Raw genomic sequence first — 16659 nt, 5'->3', positions numbered from 1 at the left:
CGCGCGCCCCCGCGGGCGGGGGGGGGGGCGGGGCGGGGGGGGGGGCCCCCCCCCCCGCCACGGCTCAGAGGACGCCCGCGAAGCGGAGGAAGTCCGCGATCGTGCGCACCGGTCGGCCGTTCGGGAGCAGGACGCCCTGCGCGGGGCTCCAGCTCGTCTGGTTGACGTACGAACCAGAGTCCTGGCGGATCTGGCCGATGATGGTCTCGGCGACGATGCGGCTGCCGACCTCTCCGAGCCGCCGGCCCAGCTCCCTCACCTCGGCCTCCTTCAGCACGTAGAACCACAGCGGGGTCCTGTCGAACAGGCCACCCGCCTCCAGTGCGTTCTTGACCGCGTCGCTGCTGTCCTGCTCGAGTTCCGCGCGGCCGAGGGGTGCGACTCCGAGCGCCTCGGCCACCGCCTGGCCTGTGGGGGCAGCGAGTCGGTAGCCGCGCAGGAGATTGCGTTGGGCGAGGTGCTTGAGCAGTTTCTTGATCCGGTCGGCCAGGCCCGGGTCGTTGCCCTCGTTGCGCAGCTCGGTGAGCGGTGGCGCGAGCCTGGTGTCGATGAGCCGCGCGAAGCGGTTGGCGAACTGGCTGTTCTTGTCGACCATCCGGTCCCATTCCGCCGGCCAGTTCGACGGGAGCGTCGTCAGCGTGCCGACGAACCCGCCCTTGCCGGTGAACTGAAAGAGTTGGTCCAGGGTGGACACGGGGGCCCGGTCGCCGGGGCGGCCGAAGTTGCGGTTCCAGTCGTAGGCGCCGCGCACCATGCTGTGGCCGAAGCGGAAGGCCGCCACCGAGAACTCGACCGGCATATAGGTGCCGCGGCGGTCCAGGTCGAGCAGGTTCCCCTCCGCGGTGTCCACACGGTCGACGACGTCGGGGCGTGCCACGGTGCGCAGATAGTCGTGCACGCACAACCACTGGTAGGTCCAGCGGGTGAGGTCCCTGGCCCGTCGGAAGACCTCGGCGTCCGACTCGAACTCGGGCTCGTTGTCGCGCACCCAGTCGACCGCCGCGTTGTGGAACCGCAGGAACGCCACATGCAGTTGTGCCACCACGAGGTTCTCGTCGTTGCGGTTGTCACCGATGAGCGGGGCGCGCTCGGCATCGCGTGGCAGATCCCGTTGGGTGTCGTCGATCGGGGGGATCAGCGCGCCCACGCTTGCGGGAACCGGCGAGAGCAGGCCCAGCCGGAACTTGATCCCGTCGTAGGGAACGGCCACCTTGCCCACCGCCGGTGCCGCGAACGGCCCGTCGCCGTAGACCGAGTCGAGGTTCAGCGCCGGGAGCCGCAGGTTCTGCAGCTTCTTGATCACTTCTTTCGGTGGCACGGGCGGCAGGTTCTCATCGGTGATGTTGATCACCAGGTCGCGGTCGGTCGCGGCCGTCAGATCGTGGTCGACGAACTGGCCCCAGTAGGTGTAGATCGCCGGAATCGGCGAGTTGAGCTCCGGGTCGCGCACCTCGTCCGGGGTCTCCACGATCGCCGAGCCCAGTTCGAGCAGGGCTTTGACGACCCTTGCGATGTCGTCCTGCGGCAGGTGGTGCTCGGGGAACTTTTTCGCGAGCTCGGGGAACAAGTAGTCGAAGGAAGTGACGCCCACGTGCGCCGCGACGTCGGTGGACTCCTGAACCACCGTGCTGCGCGTGCTCAGGCTTTCCTGGGTCTGGGCGGTCTTCTCCGCCTCGTCCGCACTGTCGAGAATCGCGTGACCGCCGTGCGTGAGGTTCGTGATCACCCGCCGGAACTGTCCCTGCTCAGCCATCCCGTGCCCCTTTCCGGTCTAGGAAGAGGCGAGTCTTTCCGACCGGTCGTGCGGCCGCTTCGGGGAACTCCCTACTTCCGCACGGACATGCGCGCCCGCGCGTTCTCCGACTGCCATTTCGCGAGAACGCCTACGCCGTCCGCTGTGTCACCGGCACCGGACGTGCAGGGCAGGGTCTACGCAACCGGTGGCCCCACCGTCCCCGTCTCGACGACGGTCAGCGCATACCTTTCCCTGCGGACCCTCGGCGGTCGTTCTCGGTACGGTCGCGACGGCACCGTACGGAGGGCGCCGTAGGCCCGTTGTTCCGGAACGCGGGGCGACACGGTCCCGACAGCGCGGCGGGAACCTCGGTCGTGCGGGCCCCGTACAGCGGGAGTGGTTGCGCTCCTGTGGGGTCGGCGACCTCGGTGGTTTCCCCGGTCGGGTGTGCCGCGCCCCGCAGGCGCAGGTGGGATGCCGGGCCGATGAGCTCGACGGCTCCCGTCGTGCAACGGCGCTCGTGCCGCTCGACCACCCGTCGACCTCTTCCCCGTGCCGCGGGAGACCGCACGCGACGGCCTCGCGGCACCCCTCGCCGGGGCGCGTCGGGGAAACTCCCCTTGTTCGCCGGGGATTTGAAGTTTGGTGAGCCCCGAACCCGGACCAGGAATTCGGACCGCCCACGCCGATCACCCTTCCGGGGGCACGCTGGTGACATGACGGACGGCCGCAATGGGGCGGCAGGCGTACGGGGGCGTCATGGACGAAACAGCGATGACCGGCGTACCGGCGGGCGGCGCGGCACCCGATCCGGTCTGCGTACTGGAGGACACGTGTGCGAACGGCCCACGGCTCGCCGCGCCGCACGAACCGTACGGCGTCTCGGTTTCCGCCGTCCCCCACATTCCCGCCACCGCATCGGAGGTTCCCGCCGTACCCGGTGGGGCGATGCCCGCCCCCGGGACCGACGCTCTGGTCGGCCGGAGCGCCGAACAAGACCTGCTGGCCTGTTTGGTGGACGACCTGTCCCATGGGGGCGGTGCGCTGCTGCTGAGCGGTGAACCGGGGATCGGCAAGAGCATGGTGCTGCGCCATGCGGCCGCCCGCTGCCAGGGCGCCCAGGTGCTGTGGGCCTGCGGGGTGGAGTCGGAAGCCGTGCTGCCGTACGCGGTGCTGGCCGATGTGCTGCTGCCGCTGCGCCACCACTTCGGCGAACTGCCGCCGGCCCAGCGGCGAGCCGTGGAGGGCTGTCTGGCGCTCGCGGACGTGACCGAGCCGAACCCGTACGCGGTGTGCGCGGGCGCGCTGGGCGTGCTGGCCGCCGCCGGGGAGGCGCGGCCCCTGCTGGTCCTCGTCGACGATCTGCACTGGGCCGATCCTTCGTCACGACAGGTCCTGCAGTTCGTGGCCCGGCGGCTGGCCACGGAGCGAGTGGCTCTGGTCATGGCCGCGCGCAGTGGGCCGGAGGAGGACGGGATCCAGGAGAGCGTGCCACACGCCGCGCTGGGGCCGCTGAGGGACGACGAGTGCTGGACGCTGCTGCGGCGGCACGGTCTCGACCGGGCGGATCCGGCGGCAGGCCGGATCGTACGGCTGGCGCACGGAAACCCCTTGGTCCTGGTGGAGTACGCGGCGGCGCTCGCCCGGGCCCGTGCGGTCGGTGCCGAGCCGTGGGACGACTCGTGGGAGGCACCCGGGCCGCTGGTGGAGCGCGCGTGGCGCGGGCAGCTGCGCACGCTGCCTCCGCGCAGTCGCGAGGCGCTGGTGTACGTCGCCGCCAGCCGGACCCCGCAATGGCCCCTGCTGCAGCGGGCGTTGGCGTCCGACGGGCTCACGACGGCCGATCTGGACGTGGCCGAGGCGGCCGGCCTGGTGCGGATGCGGGGCGGCGCGTGCGAGCTGCGGCATCCCGTGCTGCGACCGGTGGTGCTGGGACAGTGCGCCACGGTCCGGCGGCTGGAGGTGTACCGAAGGCTGGCCGGCCTGTGCTCGGGCGAACTGCAGACCTGGTACCTGGCCGCTGCCGCCCCCGGCCCGGACGAGTCGGTCGCCGCTCGCCTGGTCACCGACGCCCGGCAGGCGCGGCAGCGCGGTGCGTTGGCGGCCGCCGCGCCCGCCTGGCACCGCGCCGCCGAGCTGTCGCCGGACCCCGCCGACGCAGCCCGCCGCCTGTTCGAAGCCGCGCGCGACGCCTTCTACGGCGGTACGACGCGCGACGCCGCCCAGTGGTGCGAACAGGCTCTGGCGCACAGCCAGGACCCGTTGCTGACCGCGGACATCGAGCTGCTGCGCGGCCAGGCCTGCACCTGGCTCGGAAATCCGGGCCGCGCGCACCAGTTACTCGTCGGCGCCGCCCGCGCGGTGGAGTCGGTGGACCGCTCCCGTGCCTGTCAGCTGTACGGGGCCGCGGTGGTGCCCGCGACGATGGACGGGCAGATGCGCGGCGCGTGCGACATCGCCGCCCGCTGCGAGGAACTGGCGGACGGCACCCGCGGTACACAGCGCCGGCACGCCGCCGTCATGCGCGCCCGGGCGCAGGCTCTCGGCGGCGACGTACGCGAAGGCCGTAGGGCCCTGCTCGCACTGCTGGAGGAGACGCGCGGCCGGCCCGGCCCCGAGGAACGCCAGGCCACGATGGAGATCGCGCAGGGCCTGTCCTGGACGGGGGACAGGGACCTCGCCCGCCGTGTACTGGACACGGCGATCGAGGGGATGCGCCGCGACAACTCCCCCGCCCTCCTGCCGTACGCGCTGCTGGGGCGGTGCGAGGTGGAGATGTGGTCGCGCTGGCCGATGGCCCGTGCGGACGCCACCGAGGCGCTGCGCTGGGCCGAGGAGTTCGGGCATCTGGCAATGACGGGCTACGCATTGGTCCAGCTCGCGCGGCTGGACGCGCTGCGCGGCGACTTCGCGGACTGCGAGCGGCGCGTGGCGCAGTACGAGCGCTGGTGCGGCGGCCGGCTGCGCGGCCTCACCCTGTTCGCACGCGGTGCGCTCGGTACGTCCGCACTGGCCGCCGGTGATCCGGAGGCGGCGCGTACGCACCTGGAGGCGGCGTTCGCGATGGCGGACAGGATGGGGCTGGTCAATCCCTCCCTGATGCCGTGGGTGGCCGACCTCGCCGAGGCCTGTCTGCGCACGGGGGCGCGGGAGGGGGCCATCGCCGTCGCGGACTGGCTGCGGGAACGCGACGCGGCGACCGGTCTGGCGTGGCCGGCGGCCGCGCACGCACGCTGCCGGGTGATGCTCGCGCACTCCGCCGAGGAGGCCGCCGACTGGCTGGCCGTCGCGGAACGCGCCCATGCGGACAAGGAGATGGCCTTCGAGCGGGCTCGGACGCGGCTCGTCGGAGGAGCGGTGCTGCGCCGGTTCAGGCGGCCGTCGGCGGCACGCGAGCCGCTGCTGTTCGCGCAGCGGACGTTCACCGCGCTGGGCGCCGTGCCGTGGGCGGTCCGGGCCGCGGCGGAGGTCGCGGCCACCGGGCACCGCACCGCCGTCCACGGCAACGAACCGCCGCCGGTGGCACTGCTCACGCCGCAGGAGCTCCAGGTGGCGCGCGCCATCGGTGAGGGACTCAGCAACGTGGAGGCCGCCGCGTCGTTGTTCCTGTCCCGCAAGACGATCGAGGCGCACCTCACCCGCGTCTACCGCAAGCTGGGCGTCCGTTCCCGCTCGGACCTGGCCCGCTGCCTGGCGCACGCCGGGGTGACGGGATGACGGGCCGGACTCCGCGACGCGCAGGCTGAGCGGGCAACCGCCGGCTGTCAGGGTTATGGACGGCTCGGTCGAGCCTGCCCTATGGTGCACAGCAAGCGCTTTCTAGCATGGTCATGCCATTCCTCCCTGTCTCCTTGCTCTTCGGGCCCGCTCTCTCTCATCCCGTCATGCGTCGAAAGGAAGCGTCTCGTGCCGCACAGCAAACCCCCGGAGCCGTCGCAGCCGTGGACCCGCAAGTCGTTCCTGCGGGGCATGGCGGCCGTCGGGGTGGCCCCGTTGCTTCCCGGGATGCTTCCCGCGACCGCCCGGGCCGCGTCGTCGGACCGTCCCGACTTCCTCCTCGTGCACGGAGGCGTCGCGGTCGACGTGTACGTGGACGCGGCGGACGACCCCGCCGTGACGCGCGCCGCTGGCGATCTGCGGGCAGATGTCGAGCGGGTGAGCGGGGTACGGCCAGAGCTGCGGCACACGTTGCCGGAGCGGGCCGCAGGGCTGATCCTCGTAGGCACCATCGGCGCCTGCCCGGTCATCGACCGGCTCATCGCCGCCGGCCGCCTGGACGTGTCCCGGGTGAAGGGGCGTTGGGAAGCGTCGGTGACCCAGGTGGTGGACCGGCCGGTGCCCGGGGTGGACCGCGCTCTGGTGATCGCGGGAAGCGACCGACGCGGCACGGTCTACGGCATCTACGACACCTCGGAGCGCATCGGGGTCTCGCCGTGGTACTGGTGGGCCGACGTGCCGACGGTACGCCGCGACGCGGTGACCGTACCGGCAGGCCCCTTCGAGCGGCACGAGCCGTCCGTCCGCTACCGGGGCATCTTCATCAACGACGAGCAGAACCTGACCACTTGGTCGAACCGCACCCAGGAGCCGGACAAGAACATCGGCCCCGAGACATACAGACGCGTCTTCGAGCTGCTGCTCCGCCTCAAGGCCAACTACCTGTGGCCGGCCATGCACCCGTACTCCGACTTCTTCAACAAGTACCGCGAGAACCCCGAACTGGCCGAGCAGTACGGCATCGTCGTCGGCTCCAGCCACCCGGAGGCCCTGCTGCGCAACGGTGTCCACGAGTGGGCACCCTGGGCCGAGGAGCATCGCGGCGGCGACGGCAGTCTGCCGGTGTACGACTACACCGTGAACCCCGACGTCATCTCGGACTACTGGAGGGCCCGGGCGCGACAGAACGCAGCGTACGACAGCAGTTGGACGCTCGGCATGCGCGGGCTGCACGACACCGCGTTGGAGACCCGGTACGCCACCACCATCCCGGAGAAGGTGGCGGTGATGAACGACATCATCGCCGACCAGCGCCGGATCCTGACCGAGGAGGTCGGCGCCGCGGCCGCGCCGCAGATCTTCATCCCGTACAAGGAGGTTCTGGAGCTGTACAACGCGGGCGTCCAGGTCCCGGACGACGTCACGCTGATCTGGCCGGACGACAACCACGGCAACATGCGCCAGCTGCCGACCGAGGCGGAGCGCAGCCGCTCGGGCGGCAACGGCATCTACTACCACCTCTCCTACTGGGGCCGCCCGAGGAGCTATCTGTGGCTGGACACCACCCAACAGGCCAAGATCTGGCAGGAGTTGCGCCGGGTGTACGAGCATGGCGCGGACCGGATGTGGATCTTCAACGTCGGTGACGTCAAGTCGATCGAGACCGGCCTCTCCTTCTGTATGGACATGGCCTGGGACATGGACCGGTGGGGCGCCGACGACGTCGAGGACTTCCTGGCCGAGTGGGCCGGGCGGCAGTTCGGGCAGCGTCACGGCCGGGAGATCGCCGCCCTCCGCACCGAGTACTACCGCCTCGCGGCGGAACGACGACCGGAGTTCATCGACCGCGGCTTCTTCTCCCCGGTGCACCACGGCGACGAGGCGGGACGCCGGATGGCCGCGTACGACCGGTTGCTCGAGCGGGCCCGGGCGGTGGGCGCCCAACTGCCCGAGGCCTACCGGGACGCCTTCTACGAACTGGTCGAATACCCGGTGCACGGCGCGTACTTGATGAACCTGAAGTACTACTGGGCGGACCGCAACGCGCTCGCGGTCCGTCAGGGGCGCGGGGCCGGCACGAACCGTTTCGCGGATCTGGCCGAGGCCGCCCACGCCGAGGAACTGGCGATCACCAAGCGGTACAACACCGAGGTGGCGAGCGGCAAATGGGACGGGATCGTCAACCCGTACCCCTCCCAGATCCCGAAGGCACCGGGCCGGCCGAGCGTCACCCGGATCGCCCGGCAGGAGACCTCCGGGCTGGGGGTGGCGGCCGAGGGCAACGAGACCGGAGCGAACCGGCCGCTGTCCTTCTCCTCCTACACCCGGGACCGACGCTTCCTGGATGTCTTCAACACCGGTTTCCTGGTGGTGGACTGGGCGGCCGAGACCAGCCATCCCTGGGTCCGGACGAGCACGGTGGGCGGCTCCCTCACCGAGCAGACCCGGATGTGGGTGGAGATCGACTGGGCGCGGGTGCCCGTGGGCGCGCACGATGCGACGGTCACCGTCACCGGCGGCGGACAGCGCATCGACGTGCCGTTGCGGGTGGTCAACGACGGGGAGCGGGCGCGCAGGCGGGCCCGCGGTTTCGTCGAGGCCCACGGGTATGTCTCGATCGATGCCGTGCACGCCGACCACCGGGTGCCGCGCGGCGGAGCCCGCTGGCGGACCGTGCGCGGACTCGGCCGCGGCACGGGCGCCCTGGAAGCGGTCCCGTCGACCGCGGCCCCGTTCACCGGGGACCTCGCCACCAAGGCGCCGGAGTTGCGCTACCGGGTGCGGTTCGCCACCGCCGGAACCTTCCCCGTCACCGTCTTCCGGCTGCCCTCCCTCGACGAACGCGGCCACCGCCGGCTGGCCGTCGGCCTGGACGACCAGCCGGTCACCGTCCTGTCGGGGCAAGCCGTCGCCACCGGGAACCGGGGCGACGCCTGGGCGCGCAACGTGGAGGAGGGCATCGAGAAACTGACCGCCACCGTGACCGTCACCGAGCCCGGCGAGCACGTCCTGCGGCTGTTCATGGTCGACCCCGCGATCGCCGTGGACCAGATCGTCATCGACACCGGCGGACTGCCCGTCAGCTATCTCGCACCGCCGGAGAGCTACCACCCGGTGTTCCATCCCGAGCCTGCTCACGGGGCGGGCTTGGACGCCCCGTGAGCGGTAGGCCCGGCGGAGATCAAGGCGCCTTCAAGGCGCCTTCAACGTGCCTTGTAGGTGCCTTGGAGGTGCCTCACTCGATTTCGAAGAGAAGGTCGCCGCCCTCCACCTGCTGGATCTTGTTGATGGCGAGCCTGGACACCCTCCCGGCCTTCGGGGTGGTGATCGCGGCCTCCATCTTCATCGCCTCGATGGTGGCCACCGTGGCACCGGCCGCCACCTCGTCGTCCTCGGCGACCGCGAGCGTCACCACTCCGGCGAACGGCGCGGCGACGTGGCCGGGGTTGGTCCGGTCGGCCTTCTCCGTCGCCGGGACGGCGGAGGCCGCCGACTCATCGCGTACCTGGATCGGCCGCAACTGGCCGTTCAGGGTGGACATCACGGTGCGCATGCCACGTTCGTCGGCCTCACCGACGGCTTCCAGCTCGATGAGGAGCCGAACGCCCGGCTCGAGGTCGACGGCGTACTCCTTGCCGGGCCGCAGACCGTAGAAGAAGTCCTTGCTGTCCAGCACGCTGGTGTCGCCGTAGGTCTGACGGTGTGCCTCGAAGTCGCGCGTCGGGCCGGGGAACAGCAGCCGGTTGAGCGTCGCGCGCCGGTCCTTCTCCAGTCCCGCACGGTCCTGAGCGGTCAGCTCCTGCACGGGCTTGGCCTCGGCGCGCCCCTCCAGGGCCTTGCTGCGGAACGGCTCCGGCCATCCACCGGGCGGCGTCCCCAGCTCACCGCGCAGGAAGCCGATGACGGAGTCGGGGATGTCGAACTTGTTCGGCGTCACCTCGAACTCCTCGGGCGTCACCCCGGCACCGACCAGATGCAGGGCGAGATCGCCGACCACCTTGGAGGACGGGGTGACCTTCACCAGCCGCCCGAGCATCCTGTCGGCGGCGGCGTACATCGCCTCGATCTCCTCGAACCGGTCGCCGAGGCCCAGCGCCACCGCCTGGGTGCGCAGGTTGGAGAGCTGACCACCGGGGATTTCGTGGTCGTACACGCGTCCGGTCGGCGAGGCCAGGCCTGCCTCGAACGGTGCGTAGATCTTACGGACGCTCTCCCAGTACGGCTCCAGCTCACCGACGGCCCGCAGGCCCAGCCCGGTGGGCCGCTCCGAGTGGTCGGTGGCGGCGACGATCGCCGACAGGGACGGCTGCGAGGTGGTGCCCGCCATGGACGCCACCGCACCGTCCACGGCATCGGCGCCGGCGTGGATCGCGGCCAGATAGGTGGCGAGCTGGCCGCCCGCCGTATCGTGGGTGTGGATGTGCACCGGCAGGTCGAACTCGCGCCGCAGGGCTGATACGAGCGTCGCCGCGGCCGGGGCCCTCAGCAGCCCCGCCATGTCCTTGACGGCCAGGACATGGGCCCCGGCGGCCACGATCTGCTCGGCCAGCCGCAGATAGTAGTCCAGGGTGTACAGCCGCTCGGACGGGTCGGACAGGTCGGAGGTGTAGCACAGGGCGACCTCGGCGACGGCCGTTCCGGTCTCCCGCACCGCGTCGATGGCGGGCCGCATCTGCCCGACGTCGTTGAGCGCGTCGAAGATCCGGAAGATGTCGATTCCGGTGTCCGCGGCCTCCTGCACGAAGGCGTCGGTCACCTCGGTCGGGTACGGCGTGTACCCCACGGTGTTGCGGCCGCGCAGCAGCATCTGCAGACAGATGTTCGGTACGGCTTCGCGCAGCGCGGCCAGACGCTCCCAGGGGTCCTCGGCGAGGAAACGCAGCGCGACGTCGTAGGTGGCACCGCCCCAGCACTCCAGTGACAGCAGCTGTGGCAGGGTCCGCGCCACCACCGGGGCGACCGCGAGCATGTCCTTGGTACGGACCCGGGTGGCGAGCAGTGACTGGTGTGCGTCGCGGAACGTGGTGTCGGTGACGCCGATGGTCGGTGACTCGCGCAGCCATCGGGCGAAGCCCTCCGGGCCGAGTTCGGTGAGCTGCTGCTTCGAGCCGGCCGGCGGTTCGCCGACGGGCAGCGGCGGCAGTTTGGTGCTCGGGTCGATCAGCTCGGGCCGCTCGCCGTGCGGCTTGTTCACGGTCACGTCGGCGAGATGGGTGAGCAGCTTCGTGCCGCGGTCGGCGGAGTGACGCGAGGTGAGCAGGTGCGGGCGCTGTTCGATGAACGACGTCGTGACCTGGCCCGCCTGGAAGTCCGGGTCGTCGAGAACGGCTTGCAGGAACGGGATGTTCGTGGCCACGCCGCGGATGCGGAACTCGGCCACGGCACGCCGGGCGCGGTTGACCGCCGTCGTGAAGTCCCGGCCCCGGCAGGTGAGTTTGACCAGCATCGAGTCGAAGTGCGCGCTGATCTCCGTACCCGCGTGGGTGGTGCCGCCGTCGAGGCGGATGCCCGAGCCGCCGGGCGAGCGGTACGCGCTGATCCTGCCGGTGTCCGGGCGGAAACCGTTGGCCGGGTCCTCGGTGGTGATCCGGCACTGCAGTGCGGCGCCGCGCAGGGTGACGGTCTCCTGCGCGAGGCCGAGGTCAAGCAGTGTCTCGCCGGCGGCGATGCGCAGCTGCGCCTGTACGAGGTCGACATCGGTGACCTCCTCGGTCACCGTGTGCTCGACCTGGATGCGTGGGTTCATCTCGATGAAGACGTGGTTCCCGTCGCGGTCGAGCAGGAACTCGACGGTGCCCGCGTTGCGGTAGCCGATCTCCCGGGCGAACCTCACCGCGTCGGCGCAGATCCGCTCACGCAGCGCCGGGTCGAGGTTCGGTGCCGGCGCCAGCTCGATCACCTTCTGGTGGCGGCGCTGCACCGAACAGTCCCGCTCGAACAGGTGAATGACATTGCCGTGCCCGTCGGCGAGGATCTGCACCTCGATGTGGCGGGGATCGACGACGGCCTTCTCCAGGAAGACCGTGGGGTCGCCGAAGGCGGATGCCGCCTCGCGAGCCGCCGCCTCGATGGACTCGCGCAGCAGCGCGGGGTCCTCGACGCGGCGCATACCGCGTCCTCCGCCGCCGGCGACCGCCTTGACGAACAGGGGAAAGCCGACGGCTTCAGCGGCTCGCACCAGTTCGTCCACGTCGGCGGAGGGCGCGGAGGAGCCCAGCACCGGTACGCCGGCCGCGCGGGCGGCGGCCACCGCGCGCGCCTTGTTCCCCGTCAGCTCGAGGATCTGCGCGCTCGGCCCGACGAACGTGATGCCCGCCTCCTCGCACGCCTGTGCCAGCTCGGGGTTCTCGGACAGGAAGCCGTAGCCCGGGTAGACGGCGTCGGCGCCGGCCAGTTGGGCCGCACGGATGATCTCCTCGACGGAGAGGTAGGCCCGCACCGGGTGCCCCGGCTCACCGATCTCATAGGCCTCGTCGGCCTTCAGCCGGTGCAGCGAGTTACGGTCCTCGTGCGGGAAGACGGCGACGGTTCTCGCGCCCAGTTCATAACCGGCGCGGAAGGCGCGAATCGCGATCTCGCCACGGTTGGCGACCAGTACCTTGCGGAGCATCCCCGGTCCTTTCGGCCTGCCGATGAGGAACCCCATGGTCCCGGCAATACCCCCGCCGTGCCATGAGAGCCAGGTCACTCACTCGGATGCCTCCAATTGAGGCCATGTGCCCGGCCGGAGCGGGTAGCGTGCCCCGGCCGGAGCACGGACCTACGAGCAGCCCGCGTTCGGCCTATGCACCACGACGGACCCGGGCGGCCTTGCGGGCCTCGGCCGTCTGGCGGGCCTCCGCAGACCGCCGGGACTCGCCGCCGGCGCGACCGGACCGACCCGGGCGTGTGCCCAGACCCCGGAAGGGGGCACCGCCACGCTTCGGGCGCTCCGTGACCGGCCCGCTGCCGCCGACGGGCACACCGGAGGGGGCCTGGGCGCCGGTGATGCGGCTCAGCTCGGCCTCGCCGGAGCGGACCTGAGTGATCTGGGGCCTGATACCCGCGTCGGACATCAGACGGGCCATGTCCCGGCGCTGGTTGGGCAGGACCAGCGTGACGACACTGCCGGACTCGCCGGCGCGGGCGGTACGGCCGCCACGATGCAGGTAGTCCTTGTGGTCGTTGGGCGGGTCGACATTGACGACAAGGTCGAGGTCGTCGACATGGATGCCACGGGCCGCGACATTGGTTGCCACCAGCACCGTGAGGTGGCCGGTCTTGAACTGTGCCAGGGTGCGAGTGCGCTGGGGCTGCGACTTACCGCTGTGCAGTGCCGCAGCCTTCACACCGCTGCTCAGCAGGTGCTTGGTGAACTGGTCAACGCCGTGTTTGGTGTCCAGGAACATGATGACCCGCCCGTCGCGGGCGGCGATCTCGGTGGCCGCGGCGTACTTGTCGGCGCCGTGCACCTGCAGCACGTGATGCTCCATCGTGGTGACCGCGCCCGCGGACGGGTCGACGGAGTGCACCACCGGGTCATGGAGATAGCGACGCACCAGGAGGTCGATGTTGCGATCCAGCGTGGCCGAGAACAGCATGCGCTGGCCGTCGGGACGTACCTGGTCGAGCAGTTCGGTGACCTGGGGCATGAAGCCCATGTCGGCCATCTGGTCGGCCTCGTCCAGGACAGTGATCTTCACCCGGTCCAGCCGGCAGTCCTTGCGCTCGACGAGATCCATGAGGCGGCCCGGAGTCGCGACGACGACCTCGGCCCCGGCGCGCAGTGCGCCCGCCTGCCGGCCGATCGACATGCCGCCGACCACGGTCGCCAGCCTCAGCTTCAGCAATTGGGCGTACGGGGTGAGCGCATCGGTGACCTGCTGGGCCAGCTCGCGGGTGGGGACGAGAATCAGGCCCAGGGGCTTCCGCGCCTCGGCACGCTGCCCGGCCGTGCGCACGAGAAGCGCCAGGCCGAACGCGAGCGTCTTGCCCGACCCGGTGCGCCCGCGGCCCAGGACGTCGCGGCCCGCGAGGGAGTTGGGCAACGTGGCGGCCTGGATCGGGAACGGCTCGTTCATGCCGAGGCTGGTGAGCAGCTTCAGCAACTCGGCGGGGATGTCCAGTTCCCCGAAGGTCGCGACTGCGGGGAGGGCCGGGGTCAGGGCGACCGGCAGCGCGAACTCCCCCTGCGGCCGGGAGCGGGCACCCCGATCGGAACCGGCGAAGCCATTCTTGCGGGCGTTGGAGAAGCGATCGTTCGTACGTGCTGAACGGTTCATGAGAACCTTCCTCGATATGGCACGCATCGAGGAATTCTCGGCAGGCATGAACCGAATGAATTGCAAGATCGAGCCAAAATGTAAGATTAAACAAATCTGGTCGATCCGGCACGGTGAGTGACGACGCTCGACACTGAGTTCCAGGTTCACCCGACGTCGGGCGCACCCCGCAAAACGCAGCAAGCTGGGACCCCACCGCGAGGTGTGGGTCCCAGCTGCCTCATACGCTTCAGCGTCAGGCGGGAGTGATGTTCTCCGCCTGCGGGCCCTTCTGGCCCTGCGTGACGTCAAAGTTCACCTTCTGGCCTTCCTGGAGCTCACGGAAGCCCTGGGCGGCGATGTTCGAATAGTGGGCGAAGACGTCCGGGCCGCCACCATCCTGCTCAATGAAGCCGAAGCCTTTTTCCGCGTTGAACCACTTAACGGTGCCAGTAGCCATGCCAAATCTCCTTCGGTACCTAAAGATCAATCTTAGCACGGCGAGCATATCCAGGCCCGGCAGCACCAGTTTTCAGAAAAGTGGGGTCAACGGTCTGGCGTGGGCGGTCGGAGCGATGCCGGTGAGCCGCTCGCAGGAAGGTGGTCCTCCGCCCACACCGCCAGGGCGGCCAGGGGGATGAGGAAGGCGTTGCCGTGGGCGGAGAGGGTGTAGTGGGTGCGCGGCGACGGGCCCGGCTGGACGGTTCGGGCGACGAGGTCCACCGTGGTCAGTTCCTGGAGGCGCTGGGCGAGCATGCGGTCACTGATGCCGGGGACGCGCTCGCGAATCTGGGCGAAGTCGGCCGGGCCTTTGGCCAGGGCCGCGATGATCAGGCCGTTCCAGCGTTTGCCCAGCAGGGCGAAGGCCCGAGTGAGGGTCGGAAGGGGCTCGGGCAGTCGTAGGGGTTCGGACCGGTGCGCCGGCTGGGCGCGCCGCGGGGTGGTCATGGTGTCTGTCCCTTCTCGGTACGGCGCCGGGCATCGCGGTGCGACACCTGGCGCCGTACGTCGTCGTGACCGTGTCGGGAGTCGGCTCGACCTCCCGGACCGCACACCCGAAGGGTGGGCGGCTCCATGTGGAGAGGGCTCTCCCTCCGTGAGGTCAGCCCATGTGGAGGGGGGCCGCACCCTCGGCGTGGTGCTGCTTACCGGCGTTGACGGCCGCGAACATGACTGCCACTCCGGCCAAGAACACGACGCCCGCTGCGACGAAAGCCATCGTGTAGCCGTGCGTGAGGGCCTCGCCCGCCCTTGCCACCAGAGGGAAGTCCTTGACGGCCAGGCCCCGGTAGAGAGCGGAGGCCGCCTGGGGCAGCTTGTCGTCGGCCGCGGACGTGGAGATCGTCGACAGAACGGCGAGACCGAGCGCGCCGCCGATCTGCTGGGCGGTGTTCAGCAACGCCGAGGCCATGCCCGTGTCCTGGTGGTCGACGCCGCTGACCGCACCGAGCGTCAACGGGACGAAGCTCATGCCCAGCCCGATGCCGGTGACGAGCATCGCCGGCAACAGGTGCCCGGCGTACGAGGAGTCGGCCTTCAGGGTGGCGAACCAGAACATGCCCGCCGCGGCGACCAGCAGGCCCGGCCCGGCGATCAGCCGGGGTGCCATGTGGCTGACCAGCTTGGAGCTGACGCCCGCGGCGGTCGCCATGCCGATGCTGAAGGGCAGATAGGCGAAGCCGGTCGTGACCGCGCTGTAGCCGAGGATCAGCTGCATGTACAGCGTCAGGAAGTAGAACGTGGCGAACATGCCCGCACCGAGGAGCAGCATCGAGGCGTAACTGCCGGAGCGGTTGCGGTCCTTGAGCAGACGCAAGGGCATCATCGGCTCCGCGGCACGCGACTGGATGACCAGGAACACCGCCAGCAGTACGCCCGCCGTCGCGAAGGAGGCCAGGGACAGGCCGTTCGTCCAGCCGTGCTCGCCGCCGCGCGTGATGCCGTAGACCAGGGCTATCAGACCGCCGGTGCCAGTGATCGCGCCCGGGACGTCCAGGCGGCCGGGGTGGCGTTCGGCCTCGACGAGAGTCTTCGTGCCGGCGAGGACGGCCAGGCCGATGGGGATGTTGACGAAGAACACCCAGCGCCAGTTCAGGACGTCGGTGAGGACGCCCCCGAGCAGGAGGCCGGCCGTGGCACCGATGCCGGCCATGCCCGCGTACACGCCCATGGCCGTATTGCGGGACTTGCCCACCGGGAAGGTGGTGGTGATGAGGGCCAGCGCACTGGGCGCGGCGAGTGCCGCGCCGACGCCCTGCAGAATGCGTGCGCCGATCAACAGCCCTTCGTTCGGGGCGAGTCCGCCCAGGAGGGAGGCCAGGGTGAAGACGAGGATGCCGACCTGGAACAGGCGCCGACGGCCGAAGAGGTCCCCGGCCTTGCCGCCGAGCAGCATCAGCCCGCCGAAGGCCAGCGCGTAGGAGTTGACGATCCACGCCAGGTTCGCGTCGGACATGCCGAGATCGGTCTGGATGGCGGGCAGGGCGATGTTGGTGATGGTGTTGTCGAGGACCACCATCAGCTGGGCCGCGGCGATCACGAAGAGCGCGATGCCGAGGTGCCGGCCGCCCGGGGGAGCCCCGGGCGCATCGGTACCCAGCTGCGCGGGGGTGGTGATCGTGATGTCGGCAGACAAGGGAGAACTCCTAAGGATGGCGATGCAGCGCGTAAAAGAACTTCATCCGGACGAGAAAGGAACCTGGAATGTCAAATCGATTTCCGGGATCATCCGGATGGGGATGAGAGAGAACGATGGGCACATTGTCAAGCGCCGTACCCGTCGAACAATCCGAGCGGGTTGCGGTGCGCAGCCCCGCCTCGGGACAGAAATGGACCCTAACACCCGGCCACCACTGCTTGCGCGCCCTCCCCCGTGTGATTGTTTTCGCGCTTGACGGAGCCGGCCGATTTGTGATCGAGCAGCGAGGCGAGGAAATTCCCGAGGAACATAAACCTGGCAGAGTTGTC

Annotated in this window: 8 protein-coding genes; 2 read left to right on the top strand and 6 right to left on the bottom strand. The window is 70.4% G+C overall.

Going from position 1 to position 16659, the window contains the following annotated elements; genetic code table 11:
• Positions 1 to 64: 64 nt before the first annotated feature.
• Complete coding sequence (locus AB0D57_RS41275) at positions 65 to 1753, bottom strand: heme peroxidase family protein (RefSeq protein ID WP_362086095.1); 1689 nt, start codon at positions 1751 to 1753, stop codon at positions 65 to 67.
• Between the two features lie 741 nt (positions 1754 to 2494).
• Between AB0D57_RS41275 and AB0D57_RS41270 the strand changes: the two genes are divergently transcribed.
• Positions 2495 to 5452, top strand: a complete 2958-nt coding sequence (locus tag AB0D57_RS41270) for an AAA family ATPase (protein ID WP_362086092.1) — start codon at positions 2495 to 2497, stop codon at positions 5450 to 5452.
• Between the two features lie 252 nt (positions 5453 to 5704).
• Positions 5705 to 8614 carry a glycosyl hydrolase 115 family protein gene (locus tag AB0D57_RS41265; RefSeq protein WP_362086107.1) on the top strand — a complete coding sequence of 970 codons (2910 nt, stop codon included), beginning with the start codon at positions 5705 to 5707 and terminating at the stop codon, positions 8612 to 8614.
• Positions 8615 to 8687: 73 nt separating this feature from the next.
• Here the strand turns inward: AB0D57_RS41265 and AB0D57_RS41260 are convergent, their stop codons facing one another.
• The 5 genes from AB0D57_RS41260 to AB0D57_RS41240 form a co-directional block, all read right to left on the bottom strand.
• Positions 8688 to 12062 (bottom strand): pyruvate carboxylase, encoded by a 3375-nt coding sequence (locus AB0D57_RS41260; RefSeq protein WP_362086089.1) that lies wholly within the window; start codon positions 12060 to 12062, stop codon positions 8688 to 8690.
• Between the two features lie 172 nt (positions 12063 to 12234).
• Positions 12235 to 13713: a DEAD/DEAH box helicase gene (locus tag AB0D57_RS41255; RefSeq protein WP_362086086.1), complete on the bottom strand. Its 1479-nt coding sequence runs from the start codon at positions 13711 to 13713 to the stop codon at positions 12235 to 12237.
• Between the two features lie 235 nt (positions 13714 to 13948).
• Positions 13949 to 14152, bottom strand: coding sequence for a cold-shock protein (locus AB0D57_RS41250; RefSeq protein ID WP_062705208.1), 204 nt, complete (start codon positions 14150 to 14152; stop codon positions 13949 to 13951).
• A gap of 86 nt (positions 14153 to 14238) precedes the next feature.
• Positions 14239 to 14640: a helix-turn-helix domain-containing protein gene (locus AB0D57_RS41245; protein ID WP_362086081.1), complete on the bottom strand. Its 402-nt coding sequence runs from the start codon at positions 14638 to 14640 to the stop codon at positions 14239 to 14241.
• Positions 14641 to 14794: 154 nt separating this feature from the next.
• Positions 14795 to 16327: an MFS transporter gene (locus AB0D57_RS41240; protein ID WP_362086078.1), complete on the bottom strand. Its 1533-nt coding sequence runs from the start codon at positions 16325 to 16327 to the stop codon at positions 14795 to 14797.
• Positions 16328 to 16659 lie beyond the last annotated feature (332 nt).

The sequence above is a fragment of the Streptomyces sp. NPDC048275 genome, from assembly GCF_040652275.1.
Lineage (GTDB): Bacteria > Actinomycetota > Actinomycetes > Streptomycetales > Streptomycetaceae > Streptomyces.
Note: the sequence above shows the minus strand (reverse complement) of the source record. Positions and strands in the feature narration are given on the sequence as shown.

Coding starts and splice junctions, on each gene's coding strand:
- AB0D57_RS41265 (WP_362086107.1), top strand. CDS start 5,705: ATGGCGGCCGTCGGGGTGGCCCCGTTGCTTCCCGGGATGCTTCCCGCG.
- AB0D57_RS41255 (WP_362086086.1), bottom strand. CDS start 13,713: ATGAACCGTTCAGCACGTACGAACGATCGCTTCTCCAACGCCCGCAAG.
- AB0D57_RS41275 (WP_362086095.1), bottom strand. CDS start 1,753: ATGGCTGAGCAGGGACAGTTCCGGCGGGTGATCACGAACCTCACGCAC.
- AB0D57_RS41270 (WP_362086092.1), top strand. CDS start 2,495: ATGGACGAAACAGCGATGACCGGCGTACCGGCGGGCGGCGCGGCACCC.
- AB0D57_RS41260 (WP_362086089.1), bottom strand. CDS start 12,062: ATGCTCCGCAAGGTACTGGTCGCCAACCGTGGCGAGATCGCGATTCGC.
- AB0D57_RS41245 (WP_362086081.1), bottom strand. CDS start 14,640: ATGACCACCCCGCGGCGCGCCCAGCCGGCGCACCGGTCCGAACCCCTA.
- AB0D57_RS41250 (WP_062705208.1), bottom strand. CDS start 14,152: ATGGCTACTGGCACCGTTAAGTGGTTCAACGCGGAAAAAGGCTTCGGC.